Source organism: Anaeromyxobacter terrae (assembly GCF_022690685.1).
Taxonomy (GTDB): domain Bacteria; phylum Myxococcota; class Myxococcia; order Myxococcales; family Anaeromyxobacteraceae; genus Anaeromyxobacter; species Anaeromyxobacter terrae.
This window is the reverse complement of record NZ_JALCYY010000022.1, coordinates 32,780-48,116: the sequence shown is the minus strand read 5'-3', so window position 1 is coordinate 48,116 and position 15,337 is coordinate 32,780. Positions and strand designations below refer to the sequence as shown.

Annotated in this window: 16 protein-coding genes and 1 other RNA gene; 7 read left to right on the top strand and 10 right to left on the bottom strand. The window is 70.6% G+C overall.

All coding sequences use genetic code 11. The features are described from left to right. Window positions 1–50: 50 nt before the first annotated feature. From MNY62_RS11880 to MNY62_RS11850, 7 genes are all read right to left on the bottom strand, one after another. The gene (locus MNY62_RS11880) at window positions 51–1,286 is read right to left on the bottom strand and encodes a competence/damage-inducible protein A (protein WP_242344391.1); all 1,236 of its coding nucleotides are present in this window, start codon (window positions 1,284–1,286) and stop codon (window positions 51–53) included. A gap of 14 nt (window positions 1,287–1,300) precedes the next feature. Continuing rightward, window positions 1,301–1,888 carry a phosphatidylglycerophosphatase A family protein gene (locus MNY62_RS11875; RefSeq protein ID WP_242344390.1) on the bottom strand — a complete coding sequence of 196 codons (588 nt, stop codon included), beginning with the start codon at window positions 1,886–1,888 and terminating at the stop codon, window positions 1,301–1,303. A 3-nt stretch (window positions 1,889–1,891) separates the two neighbouring features. Beyond that, window positions 1,892–2,746 carry a CDP-diacylglycerol--serine O-phosphatidyltransferase gene (gene pssA, locus MNY62_RS11870; RefSeq protein ID WP_242344389.1) on the bottom strand — a complete coding sequence of 285 codons (855 nt, stop codon included), beginning with the start codon at window positions 2,744–2,746 and terminating at the stop codon, window positions 1,892–1,894. Between the two features lie 144 nt (window positions 2,747–2,890). Then, window positions 2,891–3,943, bottom strand: coding sequence for a hypothetical protein (locus MNY62_RS11865; RefSeq protein WP_242344388.1), 1,053 nt, complete (start codon window positions 3,941–3,943; stop codon window positions 2,891–2,893). Window positions 3,944–4,289: 346 nt separating this feature from the next. Further along, entirely contained in the window at window positions 4,290–5,273 is a 984-nt protein-coding gene (locus MNY62_RS11860; RefSeq protein WP_242344387.1) for a M23 family metallopeptidase, read from the bottom strand. A 90-nt stretch (window positions 5,274–5,363) separates the two neighbouring features. Further along, window positions 5,364–6,395, bottom strand: coding sequence for a threonine aldolase family protein (locus tag MNY62_RS11855; protein ID WP_242344385.1), 1,032 nt, complete (start codon window positions 6,393–6,395; stop codon window positions 5,364–5,366). 12 nt (window positions 6,396–6,407) lie between these two features. Further along, window positions 6,408–7,019, bottom strand: a complete 612-nt coding sequence (locus tag MNY62_RS11850; protein ID WP_242344384.1) for a mismatch-specific DNA-glycosylase — start codon at window positions 7,017–7,019, stop codon at window positions 6,408–6,410. A gap of 91 nt (window positions 7,020–7,110) precedes the next feature. On the opposite strand from MNY62_RS11850, the gene nth reads away from it, so the two are divergent. After that, window positions 7,111–7,791 (top strand): endonuclease III, encoded by a 681-nt coding sequence (gene nth, locus MNY62_RS11845; RefSeq protein ID WP_242344382.1) that lies wholly within the window; start codon window positions 7,111–7,113, stop codon window positions 7,789–7,791. A gap of 40 nt (window positions 7,792–7,831) precedes the next feature. On the opposite strand, the gene MNY62_RS11840 is transcribed toward nth, so the two are convergent. Beyond that, window positions 7,832–8,506 carry a PadR family transcriptional regulator gene (locus MNY62_RS11840; protein ID WP_242344381.1) on the bottom strand — a complete coding sequence of 225 codons (675 nt, stop codon included), beginning with the start codon at window positions 8,504–8,506 and terminating at the stop codon, window positions 7,832–7,834. 164 nt (window positions 8,507–8,670) lie between these two features. Here MNY62_RS11840 and rnpB point away from each other — a divergent pair. The 6 genes from rnpB (at window position 8,671) to MNY62_RS11810 (ending at window position 12,440) form a co-directional block, all read left to right on the top strand. Beyond that, window positions 8,671–9,050, top strand: an RNA gene (gene rnpB / locus MNY62_RS11835) — RNase P RNA component class A. Window positions 9,051–9,122: 72 nt separating this feature from the next. Continuing rightward, a complete protein-coding gene (locus tag MNY62_RS11830) occupies window positions 9,123–9,620 on the top strand; it encodes a hypothetical protein (protein WP_242344380.1) in 498 nt (165 codons plus the stop codon). After that, a complete protein-coding gene (locus MNY62_RS11825; protein ID WP_242344379.1) occupies window positions 9,566–10,069 on the top strand; it encodes a hypothetical protein in 504 nt (167 codons plus the stop codon). Before MNY62_RS11830 ends, MNY62_RS11825 begins: the two co-directional genes overlap by 55 nt. A 428-nt stretch (window positions 10,070–10,497) precedes the next feature. Next, the gene (locus tag MNY62_RS11820; protein WP_242344377.1) at window positions 10,498–11,082 is read left to right on the top strand and encodes a hypothetical protein; all 585 of its coding nucleotides are present in this window, start codon (window positions 10,498–10,500) and stop codon (window positions 11,080–11,082) included. An 11-nt stretch (window positions 11,083–11,093) separates the two neighbouring features. Next, window positions 11,094–11,414: a hypothetical protein gene (locus tag MNY62_RS11815; protein WP_242344375.1), complete on the top strand. Its 321-nt coding sequence runs from the start codon at window positions 11,094–11,096 to the stop codon at window positions 11,412–11,414. A gap of 156 nt (window positions 11,415–11,570) precedes the next feature. Then, window positions 11,571–12,440, top strand: coding sequence for a hypothetical protein (locus tag MNY62_RS11810; protein WP_242344374.1), 870 nt, complete (start codon window positions 11,571–11,573; stop codon window positions 12,438–12,440). Between the two features lie 372 nt (window positions 12,441–12,812). Here MNY62_RS11810 and MNY62_RS11805 read toward each other — a convergent pair whose 3' ends face one another. Then, on the bottom strand, window positions 12,813–13,562 hold the full coding sequence (locus tag MNY62_RS11805) for a DUF2971 domain-containing protein (protein WP_242344373.1): 750 nt from the start codon (window positions 13,560–13,562) through the stop codon (window positions 12,813–12,815). 154 nt (window positions 13,563–13,716) lie between these two features. Beyond that, the gene (locus MNY62_RS11800) at window positions 13,717–15,189 is read right to left on the bottom strand and encodes a hypothetical protein (RefSeq protein WP_242344372.1); all 1,473 of its coding nucleotides are present in this window, start codon (window positions 15,187–15,189) and stop codon (window positions 13,717–13,719) included. Between the last annotated feature and the right edge of the window lie 148 nt (window positions 15,190–15,337).

Sequence of the window (15,337 nt, the reverse complement as noted above, 5' to 3'; positions counted from 1 at the left end):
CGCAGGAGCGAGCCGGGGACGGCGGGACGCGCCTCCGGCGTCCCGAACGGTCACGAGCGCATCGCCAGCCGCAGCAGGTTCAGGGCCTCGTGGGCTGCGGTGCGGCGGATCCGCTCGCGGTCGCCGCGGTAGAGCCGCTGCACCGCGCTCGTCCCCGAGGGCCCGGCGAGCGCGAGGTGCACCGTCCCGACCGGCTTCTCCGGCGTCCCACCGGTCGGCCCGGCGATCCCGGTGATCCCGATCCCCCAGGTCGCCCGCCCGAGGCGGCGCGCCCCCTCGGCGAGCGCGCGCGCGACCGGCTCGGACACCGCGCCGTGGGCCGCGAGGACGTGGCCCGGGACGCCGAGCACCGCCTCCTTCATGGGGTCCGCGTAGGCCACGACGCCGAGGTCGAGCACCGCCGAGGCGCCGGGGACCTCGGTCAGGAGCTCGGCGACGAGCCCGCCCGTGCAGCTCTCCGCGAGCGCGACGCGCTCGCCGCGGGCGGCGAGCCGCGCGACGACGAGCTCTGGCAGCTCCTCCTTGCCCTCGCCGAAGACGGCGTCGCCGAAGATCGCGCGGGCCGCGGCGGTGAGCCGGTCGGCGCGCGCGGCGGCGTCCGGGGCGGGCACGGTCCACTTCACGTGGACCTCCGGCCAGTGCGCGCGGAAGCCGAAGCGGACGTCCGCGTTCGCGGGATCGTCCATGAGCGGCCGCATCGCGTGATCGGCGTGGGACTCGGGGACGCCGAACAGCTTCAGCACGCGTCCCGCTGGCACCTCGCCGAGCCGCGCCGCGAGCCGCGACAGCAGCCACTCCTCGACGAGCCCCCGGTACTCGAGCGGCACGCCGGGGAAGCAGACCACCTCCGCGCGGCCGATGCGGACGGCGAACCCGGGCGCCGAGCCGAACCGGTTCGGCACGACCTCGGCGCCGCGCGGGAAGCGCGCCTGCTTCTCGTTGTTGGGCGTCATCGTGCGGCCGAAGCGGCGGAAGCGCTCCTCGAGCGCGCGCAGCGACGGCTCGTGCAGCTCGAGCGGCACGCCCATCACCGCGGCGACGCACTCGCTCGTGAGGTCGTCCTCGGTCGGGCCCATGCCGCCGCTCATCACCACGAGGTCGGCGCGCGCGGTCGTCTCGCGGATCGCCGCGTCGAGGTCGGCCCGATCGTCGCCCACGAGCGTCTTGCGCCGGACCATGACGCCGAGGTCCCAGAGCCGGTCCATGAGCCAGGTGGAGTTCGTGTCCACGACCTGGCCGGTGAGGAGCTCGTCGCCGGTGGAGAGGATCTCGACGTGGAGGGGCATCACCGGGGACCTCGCTACGAGCCGAGCGGCGCGCACCACCACCCCGCGCCGCCGCAGCCGGCGACGAGGCGCAGCGCGAGCGCGACGAGCTGGAGCGCCGCCCAGGCGAAGACGCCCGCCGCGACGTCGTCCATGACGACCCCGAAGCCGTTCTTCACGCGGTCGAACGCCGAGGCCGGCCAGGGCTTCAGCACGTCGAAGACGCGGAAGAAGAGGAAGCCGAGGAGCGCCGCCGGCCAGGAGAAGGGGACGAGCGCGACGGTGACGAGGTAACCCGCCACCTCGTCGATGACGATGGGCGACGCGTCCGCGACGCCCCAGTACGCGCCCGCGCGCTGCGCCGCGTAGGCGCCGAGCGCGACGAGCGCGGCGACCGTGACGAGGTACAGGGACGGGGAGAGCCGCGAGAGCGCCCAGTAGACCGGGACCGCGCCGAGGGTGCCGAAGGTGCCGGGGGCCACCGGCGCGTAGCCGCAGGGTCCCCAGGCGGCGAGGAGGACCCAGGCGCCGGGCGGCTCGGCCGGACGCGCCGAGCGGCGGAGACCGCGGGCGCGGAGCCGCGCCAGGAAGGCGGGGCTGGCGGGAGAGGGCGAGCCGGTCACGCGCTAGATGTACTCGTCCTGCTGCGGCTTGTCCTCGGCGTCCTCGGGCTCCGGCTCGAGCGCCTCGTCCGCCTCGAGCTCGGCGCGGATGGCGGGCGGGAGCGAGGCCTTGTCGGGCGCGGGCCGCGCGCGGGCGAGGAGCGCCTCGGCGAGGCCGAGCGCGATGTAGGCGGCCATGTAGATGACGAGGACGAACGACGCGCGGGTCGCGATGCCGACCGCGACGCCGGCGATGGTGAAGAAGGCGAAGATCGTGAGGCTGCGCGCCGAGAGGTGGACGTCCTTGAACGTGCGGTAGCGCACGGTCGACACCATGAGGAACGCGAGCAGCCCCACGACGAGCGCGATCGGCACGCGCGTCGCGGGGTCGGTGGTCGTCGCGAAGTGCCGGAAGTGCGCGATGACGAGCGAGACGATCGTCCCGGCGGCGAGCGGGATGGGCAGCCCGACGAAGAAGCGCGAGGAGCCCTTGTCCCCGCGCTGCGCGAGGACGTTGAAGCGCGCGAGGCGGAGGGCGCCGCAGGCGGCGAACGCGAACGAGACGAAGAAGCCCAGGAAGCCGAGGGGCGCGAGCGCCCACTTGTAGACGAGCAGCGCCGGGGCCGCGCCGAAGGAGATGACGTCCGCGAGGCTGTCGAGCTGCACGCCGAAGTCGGACTGGGTCTTCGTCATGCGCGCGACCCGGCCGTCGAACGCGTCGAAGAACATGGCGAAGAAGATGGCGAGCGCCGCCTGGTAAAGCTGGAGCGGTGTCGCCTCGCCGGCGCAGAGCGTGAGCGCGTAGAAGCCGAGCAGGATCGAGCTCACCGTGAACAGGTTCGGGAGCACGAACATCGCCTTGCGCAGGTTGATCTGCATTTCCGCGCCACCCTCCTCAAGGTCGCCGGCCTCGGCGCAGTGCCGGCGAGTCAGGCCGGGCGCCGAACCGCGCGCCCGCTCCCTCGACCGCCGACGGCAGAGGCTGTCACGGGCGGGTTTTTTTGTCGAGACGGACGCTTGGCGTCAAGGAGACCCGCCACAGGGGGCCCGCGCGCCCTCCCCGTCGCCGAGCACCAGGCGAGCGCCGCTCCCGCAGTCGACCCAGAACACCGGGTCCGCCCACCAGCGGTTCATCCGCGCGGTCGCTCGCGCACCGCCCGCGAGCGTGAGCGCCGGCCCGTGCCCGGTCACGAGGTTGCCGTCGAGCACGGCCGTCGCGCCGTCCAGCAGGACGATGCCGCCCGCGGCTCCTCCGGCCGCGTCGACGCTCGAGAGGCGCACCTCGCCGCCCGACGCCTCGACGGCCGCGCCACCGCAGCGGAGGAGGGTGCTCGCCGAGAGCGCGAGCGAGCCGCGGCGCACCTGTACGCACGCTCCGGGGATGCCCTCCTCCTCGCTCACCCCGGCGACGACCACCGCCGTCCCCTCCACCCGCCCGCCCCTCGCCACGGCGATGCCGGCGGGACCGGGCCAGCGGATCACCACGCCCTCGAGGCGCGCGGCGCCGCCCGCGACCGTGAGCCCCGCCTCGCGCGAAGGGCCGTTGATCGCGAGGTGGCGGAGCGTGGCGGTGCCGCCGTGGACCGTCACGCCGGCGAGGGTGCCATGGAGGTGTCCGCCCCGGAGCTCGGCCTCGCCGCCGTCCACGAGGAGGCCGACATCGCCGTCGAGCGCGAGGTCGGTGCCCTCGAGCGCGCCGCCCGAGACCCGCGCGCCGCAGCCGCCGCCCGCCGCGCGCAGGTCACGCGCCCGCAGGGTCCCGGCGGAGATGCGCACGGCGCAGCGCGGCGCGGCGGCCTCGAGCGACAGGGCGGCGACCTCGGCGGCGCCGGAGGTCCGGGAGGCGGTGAGCGCGTCCTGTCCTTCGGGCGCCACGACGCGCGTGCGGCCCGCGCCCGCGCCCTCGAGGCGGACCCCGGCGGGGAGCTCGATGCCCCCGCGGTATTCGCCCTCGGCGAGCCGCACGACGTCGCCCGGGCGGGCGCGCGCGAGCGCGGCGGCGAGGTCGGTTCCGGCCGGAACGTCGATCGTCGCGGCGAGCAGGAGCGGGAGGGTGGCCGCCAGGAACGCCGGCATCGGGACTCCACGTGAAGGGCGGGGGTTTGACCTCGCGTCCCCGCCATTGATACACGAGAGCGTCATCCGCCGCGCCCCGGTGGAGCAAGGTCCTCGGGGGAGGGTGTGGGAACCCGGGCGCCCCGCGCGCAGCTCGCGGGGCGCTCGCTTTTCCGGCCTATAGCGCTGTCCGCTCGGGTTGATCCCTGCTGCGGCGCACGCTGGCTGCCTGCGGCGGGCAGACTCGTCCCTGCGCTGCTCGACGTGCCTTACAGGCACGCCTGCGCTGCTCGGTCCTCGTGTGCCCGCCTCGGCGACGCCATCGTGCACCTCGCGACGGGCTCTACCCGAGCGAACAACGCTGTAATCAGCGGGCCGCGGCGTGGCCGTAGCCGGCGCCCGACGCGGGGACGACCCCGAGCCACGCGAGCGGATCCGACGGCTCGCCGCCGCGCCAGACCTCGAAGTGCAGGTGCGGGCCCGTCGTGCGACCGGTCCGGCCGACGACGCCGAGCGGCCCGCCCGGCTCGACCGCGTCGCCCGGCGCGCAGAGCAGCGCGGCGAGGTGGCCGTAGCGCGTGGTGAGCCCGCCGTCGTGGTGGACCTCCACCATCAGGCCGTAGCCGCCCATCCAGCCGGCGCGGACCACGAAGCCCTTCGCCGCGGCCGCGACGACGCGCCCGGCGTCGGCGGCGAGATCGACGCCGAAGTGCATCCGGCGGCGGCCGTCCACGGGGTGCGTGCGCATGCCGAAGACGCTCGAGATCCCGGCCTGCTCCACCGGCCAGCGGAGGAGCGGCGGCTTCGTGCGCGCGAAGAGGCCGAGGCCGAGCGCGCGGGCGGTGGCGACGCGGGTGCCGAAGCGTGCCGCGCGCGACGCGACGAGCGCGGCGAGGTCTCGCGGCGGCGGCCCGTAGTGGCGGACGTCGTAGTCCCACTCCGCCTCCACGGTGACGCGCGCGCGCACGAGCTCGAGGAGCGGCGTCTGCGGCAGCGCGCGGCCGAGGTAGGCGTCGAGCTCGGCCACGAGCGCCCGCCACGCGCGATCCGCCTCCTCGGGGAAGCCGCGGCCCGCCGGGCGCCTCGCGCGGCGATCGCGCGCCTGGGCCGCGAAGCGGAGCAGCGTGCCGTCGATGGGCGGACCCTCGGGCGCCTCGCTCGCGATGGACTCGGGCGCGGGGACGTCCACGGGCGGCGGGGGAGGCTCCTCGGGCTCCTGCGCGCTCGCGGTGTCGTCCCGGACCGCCGGCGCGCCGGTGAAGCCCGCGTCCGCGAACGACATCTTCCGCGCCGGCGCGGGGCCGCAGGCGAGCGCGGCGGCGGCGAGGGCGATCGCGAGGGCGCGGGGCACGCGGCGCGGATGCTAGCACGGCGAGATCGGGCGCTCCCGTCCGCGGCCGCTCGCGCTGAGCCTGTCGAAGCGCGAGCGGGACGGTCCGCGTCACGCGGCGCGCAGCACGCGCCCGATCCGGACGAGCGTCTCGTCGACGTCGGCGCGCGACACGTCCAGGTGCGTGACGAAGCGGAGCAGATCGGGGCGCGAGCCCTCCGGGTTCGCGAGGACGCCCTCGCGCGCGAGGCGCGCGGAGAGCTCGGCGGCGCTCCTGCCGGTGAACGCCGCGAAGACGAGGTTCGTCTCGACGGGAAAGGGCAGGAGCCCGCCGAGCTCGGTGAGGCCGTCCGCGAGGTGGCGGGCGTTCGCGTGATCGTCGAGGAGCCGCGCGCGGTGGTGGCGGAGCGCGTGGAGGCCGGCCGCGGCGAGGATCCCGGCCTGGCGCATGCCGCCGCCGAGCCGCTTGCGCAGCCGGCGCGCCTCGGCGACGAGGTCGCGCGCGCCTGCGACGAGCGAGCCCGCGGGCGCGCCGAGCCCCTTCGACAGGCAGACGGAGACGGTGGTCGCCTCGCGCGCGTAGTCCGCCGGCGCGACGCCGGTCGCGGCGCAGGCGTTCCAGAGGCGCGCGCCGTCGAGGTGCAAAGAGAGGCCGCGCGCCCGGGCGAGCTCGCCGAGGGCGCGCACCCGCTCGAGCGGGTAGATCGCGCCGCCGCCGCGGTTGTGGGTGTTCTCGAGCGCGACGACGCGGGTGCGGGGGTAGACGTCGCCGGCGGGGCGGATCGCCGCCTCGACCGCGGCCGGCTCGAGGAGGCCGCGCTCCGCCGCGATCGTCCGCGCCTGCACGCCCCACAGCGCCGCGAGCGCGCCGCTCTCGAACGAGATGCAATGGGCGCCCGCGTCGCAGACGATCTCGTCGCCGGGCCGGGTGAGGACGCCGAGCGAGACCTGGTTCGCCATCGTGCCGGATGGGACGAAGAGCGCCGCCTCCTTCCCGAGGAGCGCCGCTACCTCCTCCTGGAGGAGGTTCACGGTCGGGTCCTCGCCGTAGACGTCGTCGCCGACCTCGGCGCGGGCCATCGCCTCGCGCATGGCGGCGGTGGGACGGGTGACCGTGTCGGAGCGGAGGTCGATGGGGTCCATGGGCAGGGGAGACTAACTCCGGCGAGGCCGGGAGGCCGGATTTCCGTGCTCCGCCGGGCGCATGCCCCCCGAGCCGTCGCGTTCCGCGGGGACGCGCCCCGCGAGGCGGGCGAGGCGCCGGAACCAGACGAGCTTGTGCTGGAAGCCAGGGTAGGAGGCGTTGAGGCCACTCGGGTTCGGGAGGACGAAGACGCGCGCTCCCGCGAGCCGGGCCCGCTTCGCGCCGGGCCCGGGCTCGCGTCCGCCCGGGAAGACGAGCGGGTAGAGGCTCACGCCGACGAGGGCGACGATTCGCGGACGGAGCGCCGCGACCTTCTCTGCGAGTGCGCGGGCCCCCTCGCGCAGCTCCTCCCGGCCGAGCTCGGCCGCGCTCCGGGTTGGCCGCGGGCATACGTTCGTGATGCCGAGGCCGTGCGCCGGCAGCGTGACGTCGTCCGCCGGGTCGAGCAGCTCCCGTGTGAGCCCGGCGGCGTGGAGCAGCCGCCAGAACGGGTTTCCTTTCGAGGCGAAGTGGTGACCGACCGCGGCGGAGAAGAGCGAGGGGTTGATCCCCACGAAGAGGACGTCGAGGTCGGACGCCACGCGGTCGGCGAGCGGCGGAGAGGGGACGTCCATGACGGGCATTCACCCACGATCTAGCACCCGTGGGGCGGGGGGTCGCTCGTGGGCGACGCGGCGGCTCCGGGAGCGCGGGTAGTGCTAGCATCCGCGCGCGATGTCGACGCGAGCGAGGAGGCGGCCGCCCGCGGCAGAGAAGCGGGCGAGGGCGGTGGAGATCGTGGACCGGCTCGCGCTCGCCATGCCGGACGTGCGCATCGCGCTCGAGTTCCGGAACGACCTCGAGCTGCTCGTGTCGGTGATCCTCTCGGCGCAGAGCACCGACGCGGGCGTGAACCGCGCGACGCCCGCGCTCTTCGCGCGCTACCGCACCGCCGCCGACTACGCCGCGGCCGCGCCCGAGGAGCTCTGGCCGTTCATCCGCAGCCTCGGGCTGTACCGGAACAAGGCGAAGGCGATCGTCGCCGCGATGGCGGCCATCGCCGCCGAGCACGCGGGGCGCGTGCCGCGGACGCGCGAGGCGCTCGAGGCGCTGCCCGGCGTCGGGCGCAAGACGGCGGGGGTCGTGCTCGTGCACCTCGGCGCGGCGCACGCGTTCCCGGTGGACACGCACGTCGGCCGCGTCTCGCGCCGGCTCGGGCTCACGCGCCACGAGGACCCGTCCAAGGTGGAGCAGGACCTCATGGCGCTCGTGCCGGAGGAGCGCTGGGGCGAGGCGCACCAGCTCTTCGTGTGGCACGGCCGGCGGACCTGCGACGCGCGGCGGCCGGCGTGCTCGCGCTGCCCGGTCGAGGCGCTGTGCCCGAAGCGCGGGGTCCCGCCGGCGATGCGGCGGTGAAGATTCCCTGGCACGTCCGGCGGCCCGCGCTGGTCGTCGCTCACCGATCGCGCTCGGGCGCCTCCTCCGCCAGGATCCGGTAGAGCGCGCGGCGCGCGTCCTGGAGCACCTTGCGCGCCTCGTCCACGTTCGCAGCAGTCCCCGCGTGCGCCACCTGCGCCGCGGCCACGCCGACCTGGTGGGCGAGGCCGAGGAGCTCGGGGAGATCCTCTCCGGCGGCGGCGCGCGCGGTCTCCCACGGCGCCGCGACGTCCTCCGCGTGGTCCTTCACGTACGCCCGCCCCTGCTCGGTGAGCTGGAAGACGCGGCCTCCGGCGATCTCCTCGGCCTTCACGAGGCCCTCGTCCTGCAGGAGCTGCAGCGCCGGGTAGACCGAGCCCGGGCTCGGGCGCCACACCCCGCCGCTGCGCTGCTCGAGCTCCTGCATGATCTGGTAGCCGTTGCGGGGCTGCTCCGAGAGGAGCGCGAGGATGGCGGCGCGCACGTCGCCGCGCCGCGTCCGGCGCGCGCGGAAGAAGAAGGACCAGGGGTTGCCGCCGAACGGATTCCCGCCGAACGGGTTGCCGCCGCCGCCCGGGCCGGGACCGTCACCGCCGCCGCCGTGCCCGTGGCCGCCGTGGTGGCGGTGGTGCCGGCCGCGGCCTCCGCCGGCGAAGCAGGCTTCCGGATCGTGGAAACGTCGAAGCGACCAGGGACCGAACATGAGCACCTCCATGCGAGCGTCAGCTCGTCGTGTGTCATCGATATATCGACGACGGCTCGGCGTCAACCGCCGCCCCGATCGCGCCGTCGAGCCGGAGCCCCCGGTCCCACGCCCGGGCTGAGGGCGAGGGAGCGCCCATTGCCCGGGCCCACCTCGCGTGTTACACGCATGGCGCTGGAGCCGCTCGGGCGAACGCGTCGGCCTTGCAGGAACGGGGGCCGCCGAGGAAAGTCCGAGCACCACAGGGCAGGGTGCCGGTTAACGACCGGTCGGGGCGACCCGCAGGACAGTGCCACAGAGAACAGACCGCCGAACGGCGCCGCGAGGCGCGCGTGGCAAGGGTGAAACGGTGCGGTAAGAGCGCACCGCGCGTCGGGTGACCGGCGCGGCACGGCAAACCCCACCCGGTGCAAGGGCAAATAGGGAGGCGACTGGCCCGGTCTTCGCCTCCGGGTATGGCCCGCTCGAGGCGCGCGGCAACGCGCGTTCTAGATGAATGTTCGCTGCCGCGGGGTAACCCGCGGGACAGAACTCGGCTTACAGGGCGGCTCCGGCATTTTCTCTGTAATTTCAACTGTTAGCGGGGGCGCCTCGGGCTGTCTGCCCGTTCTCTGCCCATCACGCTGCCGTGCTGGAAGACCACGTGGTCGCACCGAAGGACGACGAGAAGGACGCGACGTTCGGGCTCCTTTACAACGCGCTCGATTTCCTCGTCAGCGCTCTCGAACACCTTCAGGGTGATCCGTCGGCGCGGAAGGTGAAGTACGGCGTCCTTCACCTCTCGGCCGGTGTCGCGCTCCTGTTGAAGGAACCCCTCCGGCGACGCGACCCGAAGCTGCTGTTCCACAATGCCGACAAGTTCTCAGAGGCGGCGTACACGGCGGGCAACTTCCAGAGCGTCGGCGTCGACGAGTGCATCAAGCGCCTAGACCAGATCGGCGTCCCGGTACCGCTCACGGCTCGGACGGCGATCCAGGCCCTGAAGCGCGAGCGAAACCGACTCGAACACCTCGGCGCTAGGATCGCAGTACGGGAGCTATCAGCGATCACGGCTTCCGTCCTCTCGTCGCCGTGGACTTCGTGCGCGACCAGTTGGGGCACATCAGTGGAGACGAGGCGGAGCTGATCGATGAGATCAGAGATGGACTGCTCGACTTTACGGCAATGGTCAAGGCGCGCCGCGACGCGATCACCGAGAACCTGAAGAAGGCGACCTCAGTACGTTCGTGTTCGAACTGCGCGCAGGACGCACTGATGCTCGGCGCAGGCGACGTTCACTGTGCGTTCTGCGCTAGAAAACTGTCGGCGGAGGACGCGGCCGAGGAGTACCTAGGGCTTCTCGGGTACTCCCGCTACGATGCGATGAGGGAGGGTGGTGCCTGGCCCCTGCACACGTGCCCCGACTGTGAGAGTGATGCCCTCGTTGAGGAGGAGGGCGGCTACGTCTGCTTCTCCTGCGGGGGCGAGACAGACCACTTCTTCAAATGCATGACCTGCGGCGCACTCTATAAGGACGGGGAACAAGGCGTCGTGTGTTCCGAGTGCTTCGACGCCGCCGTGGCCGATGATGATTGATGGGGGTGTTCACCCCAAGTGGTCGCGACTTCACTAGCTACGGCTTCTTCCAGTCTGCGGGCGGCGCCTTCTGGGAAACCCAGACTCGTGCCTGACGTACGGCATCATTCGACGCGGTCGACTGCGCGCCGCCCTCGCCTGTGACGCTATGAACGCTTTGCTGCGTGTCGCGCCGGAAGACTTCGCCGGTTGCGATCCAGCCTCCCTGGACCCTCCGTGGAGTCCGGACCGTGACGCCGTAGTACTCGTTCAGATCAACCGTCACTCGTCACCTCGGCGTTGTTTCACTGGCGCCGACCTCGGGGCCACTTCGTGCGCACTGGTGTGGTGCGAGTTTAGATCGGATCGCGGCGAGAGGAGTTGTGGTCTGCTGGGACGGTGGGGGTACGTTGGAACGCCGCACTGTCGATTTCGAGGAGGAGCACACGATGCCGACCAGAACGCCGTACACGCGGCCGTCGGGCGAGCCCGCCCTCGTTCCTTCCTTCGTGTGCTACGCAGATATCCTCGGGTTCTCCGAACTGAGTCGCGCCGCCATGAAGGCGGGAGAGGGCGAGCAGTTCCTGAACAGCCTCCGAACGGTGCTGAATGCTGCCTACGAGCGTGTTCGGGAGATGGCGGGCGATGGCACGTTCAGTGTCAAGGTGTTCACGGACAACATCGTCGTTGGGCACCCGGTAACGCGCGTCGTTCTGGACCACGGTGAAGCTGAATTCGGCACGATGCTATGGGTGTTCTCCGAGTTGCAACTAACCCTCGCGACGAGCGGCTTCTTTGTTCGCGGCGGCATCGCGTTCGGAGACCACTACATGGATGACGACATCGTCTTCGGCCCGGCCCTGCTCGATGCTGTTGCCCTCGACATGGGCGGAGGACCACCTCGCCTCACGTTAGCTCGTGAGACGGTCGAGCAAGTCCAGCATCACCTAGGGTTCTACGGCAGGCCCGGTGGGCGCCTCACTACGACGACCTTCTGCAGGACGCCGATGGAACGCTCTTTCTCAATTACCTGAATCTCGCGTTCATGGCCGTCCCGGACGACGGAATCTTCTTCGACGTTATCGAGAAGCATCGAAACGCGATCCGGAGCGGGCTCGCCAAGCACTCTGGCAACGCGGGTGTCCGGTCCAAGTACGAGTGGGCCGCGCGGTACCACAACTTCGTCTGTCGCGATTTCGCGGAACGCCATCCGCTGCCGAGTCCGTGGGACGACGGAGATGAGATGTCGGCACTCGTCGCGCAGGACGCGCAGCGACTGATGGACTACATCGTCGAGGATGCCCCCGCGCTGATCGCGCCGCGCCGGATTGCGCTGACGCCGATCAGACCCGGCAGAGCGTTCTGATCGTCCGAGTAGCAGGCGCGGACGCTCGCCGTCGCTCCCGGCTTGCACGCGGCGTCCGGCATCTTGTGGGGGCGACGGGTGCTGGTAGTTCCCCCTAGTTTGCACATCGTCGCGGAACTTGACGCCAACGCAGCGTCGGGAGGAACGTCCTTCGTCATGGGATTTCGGACGGACTGGAACGCGTTGGTTGCTCGCATCGATGGTCTCGCAAGCGGCGGCATGTTCGTGGTTCAGGCGACGGATGCCGTGGGCAGCGACTTCTACGGCATCATCAACGCTCAGTTGCTACCGACGGCGGCACGCATCTTCCAAGCGCTGGTGGAGTTCCAGAACGCGCACGAGAACGCGCTCCCTCCCGCTGCACGGGGCGCTCTCTTCGAGTTCTTGAAGAAGCAGGAGCGCTTCTTCAGCGACGGCCGAGCGATGGGGTTCGCTGGCCTTCAGGCGATGGTCGCGCTCCTGCTCTCGATCAAGACCGAGGTCAGCTATTTCCTCGCAGACTCGGAGTTCGCGGCCCACAGGCTCGTCGAGCGCGCGTTCGCGCACCTGAAGCGGAGCATCGTCGTCGATCCCGAGTTGGCGGCGCGATGGCGCTCCGCGTTCGAAACGCATGAGACGCATTGCGAGCGGCTCGGAGCTGTCCACCTGCTCGGCCATGGCCTCTGGGGCTTCAAGGCATCTGCCATTGGCGGGGCGACCGACTTGGTTCTCGGCGAGCCGCTGTCGTCCACGGACCGTATAGAGACTGCGGCGGAGGCGCTCGTCCTCACGGAGTGGAAGCGGCTTCAGGACGAGGCCGCTCTTCCAGAGATGATCACGAGCGCTCGGAAGCAGGCCGAGAAGTACGCCGGTGGCGTCCTCGGCGGGACGGAGCTACGCAGCTACCGCTACATCGTCATCGTGTCGGGACGTGACGTGCAGGTGCCCGCCGACGAGGTGCAAGGCGGTGTGACGTATAGGCACATCAACGTGCCTGTGATCCCGAGGGCGCCATCAGCGTACGCTCGCAGTAGCGACGGTTCATGATCAGTCAGAACCCGGGCCTTGCACATTGATTCCGGCAAGCGCTTTACGTCGTCTTTTTCAGCCCTGGTCGCCTGAAACTGCGCTAATGGCCCAGTCACATCTGCGGGGGAAAGATCAAATAAGAAGGGCACACGAAGGTCTCTGCCACTGGAAATCGCTCCTGCCTCGAAATTCGGCCAAGGTTGTCCGACGTTCTCGCGGGTCACACAGATGATCCCGGCCTTGCTCTCAGATAACTGGGCAGCGATCTCGGGTGACTGGGGGGAGGGGCCTCCGCGGCACGGCTTCTGATCTCCAAGCATCGCTAGAGCGTGATCGGACCGACCCGCTCCGATGGCTGGTCCCGCACTCATGCCGCCACGACGGCGTCGATCAAGGGTCTGGCGTGAAGTAGTTCGTCCATCCAAGGTCGGCCATGTAGTCGATCTGACGCGCTGGAATGCGTTCCCGGGAGCACAGTTCCTCGATGCAGACGCGGTAACCTTGGCTGAACCGCGCTCCGACGTACACGCCGCGAAGGGCTCCGACAAGCGTAACGAACTCGTACTGAGAGGCGTTGTCGCCACCCGTGAGCAGCAGCCGGAATTCGGACTCGCCCGCCCAGTCCGTAAGCTTCGTGAAGTAGCGTGGGCGCGGATGCTGACGGAAGTACCGGGCCACGTAGCTCGGTGCGCCTTCGGCCAGGAGCGCGTCCATGTCAAGGGAGTGGTCGACCGCATCGACGTACTCGACATTCCTCCCGATCACCTTTCGGCGTTCCGACTCGAGAGCCTCGGCGTTCGACTCCAACGTCCGACGATCCAAGCAGAGGCAGACGCCCCGGTGATGCTCGGCGTACTGAGCCCACATCCGGTGGTGCTGCCAACCCGGTGAAGAGGGCGTATCGCGGCTGAAGCACGCGATGCGCGAGCCGATGACCACGTCGCGTGCGGCGAAGAGCGCGCCCATCCGGTCCGACGAGTTACGACCGCCAGCGGCGCTAACAGCCGTCAACCCCTCGATGGGATCGTTGGTGTCGGCTGGTGACCCAAGCCGAAGCCTCATGCGCGGGAAGATGTACTCGATGGCGGTAGACGCCCTCGTGTAGTGGTACACGAACTCTTGGCCGGGGTCGGGGACCATTCAATTCACCTTGCGCAGAACTGATTCGCGAGCGTGAAGGTTCACTCCCGCCACGTTGCGGTGCGACGGTCGGCAAGTTCAACTCGGCCTGGGTCTGCTTGACACGTGCGTCCGGTACGCTCGTGGGCATAGGGCCGGCTCGGCAGAGAAGGAACTACTCCGAGGGACCGTCCGCTGCATCCATCCGTCGATAGCCGAACAGGCGATGCTTCCGGTCAGCATCGGCGGCCGGGTACCACGGCGCAGGCCGGGGGCCCCCCAACGCGTCGCGCTCCCATCCGCCAATCGGCCCCGAGTAGCCGATGCTCTTCGCGAACACCGCCACGAGCAGCGCTCGGATCATGCGAACTCGGTTCCAGTCACGAAGCAGATCACGGTCCGCGTCCGGCTTGTTCATCAAGAACCGGTGCGCCGATACGTTCCGTTGGCGGATCTCCGTACTCGCTTCGGGCGGAAGAGTGAGCGCCAGGGTCGCGAAGGCCCTCTCCACTGTGTCTGTCGTCGGCCTGTTCGCTGCTGCTTTCACCTTGCTAAGAAGCTTCTCGGAATCGCCCGCACCGGCCGCGTGCGAGCGGATGGCGTCCGCGTGCTCATCGACCCAGGCATTCCACTCATCGCGATCCTTGACCAGTTGCGGTTGACCGCCGCGCGCGTATGGAGAACTCAGAGCCTCCAAGGCGACCTGAAGCTTCAGGTACGATCCGTCGAGATGCTCGGACAGTGAATCCATGTACGCGTTGTAGAACACCCACGCGGTAGCGTCGTCGTCGGCCAATGCCCTTGCAGCCTGTGCGAAGAACTCCGGTAGCCAGGAACCGACGGGCTCATCGCCAACTGGAATAGGCGGCTCACGCGCCTGCTTCTCGCCCGGATCGTCGAGCCCGCTCGTGCCGCTCCAAGCCACAGGGTTTCCGTCGGCGTCCACACCCGTGAGCCACTCGATTCCGAGGTGTTGTCCGAACGCGAGTTCGAGAGCGCAGAAGTCGGCGACGAGCGACCTCCGCTGTAACGGGACACCGCCTGTCTCGACAATGGCGAACGCCTCGTCGTCCTTCCCAACCAGAGACCACGTGTAGTTGCCACGCAAGAGCAGGTTCGTGAGCGAAGAGCGAATTCCTTCGCTCTTGCGCTCATGAATCAGCAAGTTGCCCTGCGTGCGTCGCAATGAACCGCGTTTCACCGGGGCAGTCCAACACACAGGTTCGCTTCTCTTCACTTCCCAGTCGAGGAAGCGGATGACGCACGAGGAGCCACCGTATTTCACGAAGTGGCCTATGCGAGCGGTTACCTCGGTTCCATCCGCCAAGACAAGGCATGCCGAACGTGTCGGCGCAGAGTTCGAACGGTTGAACCGCTCGACGAGGAGCATCAGGTCCGGTGTGATGCCGTCCAGATGGACGCGAAGCTCTCCCCGTTCGGGCTCGATCCGCGTGGCGGACCCGCGTGACAGGGTCTCGCCCTCGACAGTTCCACTGACGACGGCTGGAAACTCCGGAAACCGAAACCGCAGGTCGTCGAACGCGACCCGAAGCGCGAGGTTCGCCGCGGCACCAGAAATCCACTCAGCGTCGCGTGTTCGGAACACCATTTCGTGGAATGCTTCCGCTGCGCGGCTGTCGAGTGGCATCGTGAGCGACCTAGCTCGTGCGGGTAGACATGACACCTTCCGGCGACCGGCTGGCCACTCACGTTGCCGCGGCCCGGCCTGACCGCGACGCATACCCGATGTCCACCTGGGCCGTGTGTGGACTAGGCCAAGTCGAGCAAGGGAGTAG

Excerpts from the sequence above, each read along its gene's own strand:
- MNY62_RS11880 (WP_242344391.1), bottom strand. The coding sequence starts at position 1,286 with ATGCCCCTCCACGTCGAGATCCTCTCCACCGGCGACGAGCTCCTCACC.
- pssA (WP_242344389.1), bottom strand. The coding sequence starts at position 2,746 with ATGCAGATCAACCTGCGCAAGGCGATGTTCGTGCTCCCGAACCTGTTC.
- MNY62_RS11865 (WP_242344388.1), bottom strand. The coding sequence starts at position 3,943 with ATGCCGGCGTTCCTGGCGGCCACCCTCCCGCTCCTGCTCGCCGCGACG.
- MNY62_RS11855 (WP_242344385.1), bottom strand. The coding sequence starts at position 6,395 with ATGGACCCCATCGACCTCCGCTCCGACACGGTCACCCGTCCCACCGCC.
- MNY62_RS11850 (WP_242344384.1), bottom strand. The coding sequence starts at position 7,019 with ATGCCCGTCATGGACGTCCCCTCTCCGCCGCTCGCCGACCGCGTGGCG.
- nth (WP_242344382.1), top strand. The coding sequence starts at position 7,111 with ATGTCGACGCGAGCGAGGAGGCGGCCGCCCGCGGCAGAGAAGCGGGCG.
- MNY62_RS11840 (WP_242344381.1), bottom strand. The coding sequence starts at position 8,506 with ATGGAGGTGCTCATGTTCGGTCCCTGGTCGCTTCGACGTTTCCACGAT.
- MNY62_RS11820 (WP_242344377.1), top strand. The coding sequence starts at position 10,498 with ATGCCGACCAGAACGCCGTACACGCGGCCGTCGGGCGAGCCCGCCCTC.
- MNY62_RS11815 (WP_242344375.1), top strand. The coding sequence starts at position 11,094 with ATGGCCGTCCCGGACGACGGAATCTTCTTCGACGTTATCGAGAAGCAT.
- MNY62_RS11810 (WP_242344374.1), top strand. The coding sequence starts at position 11,571 with ATGGGATTTCGGACGGACTGGAACGCGTTGGTTGCTCGCATCGATGGT.
- MNY62_RS11805 (WP_242344373.1), bottom strand. The coding sequence starts at position 13,562 with ATGGTCCCCGACCCCGGCCAAGAGTTCGTGTACCACTACACGAGGGCG.
- MNY62_RS11800 (WP_242344372.1), bottom strand. The coding sequence starts at position 15,189 with ATGCCACTCGACAGCCGCGCAGCGGAAGCATTCCACGAAATGGTGTTC.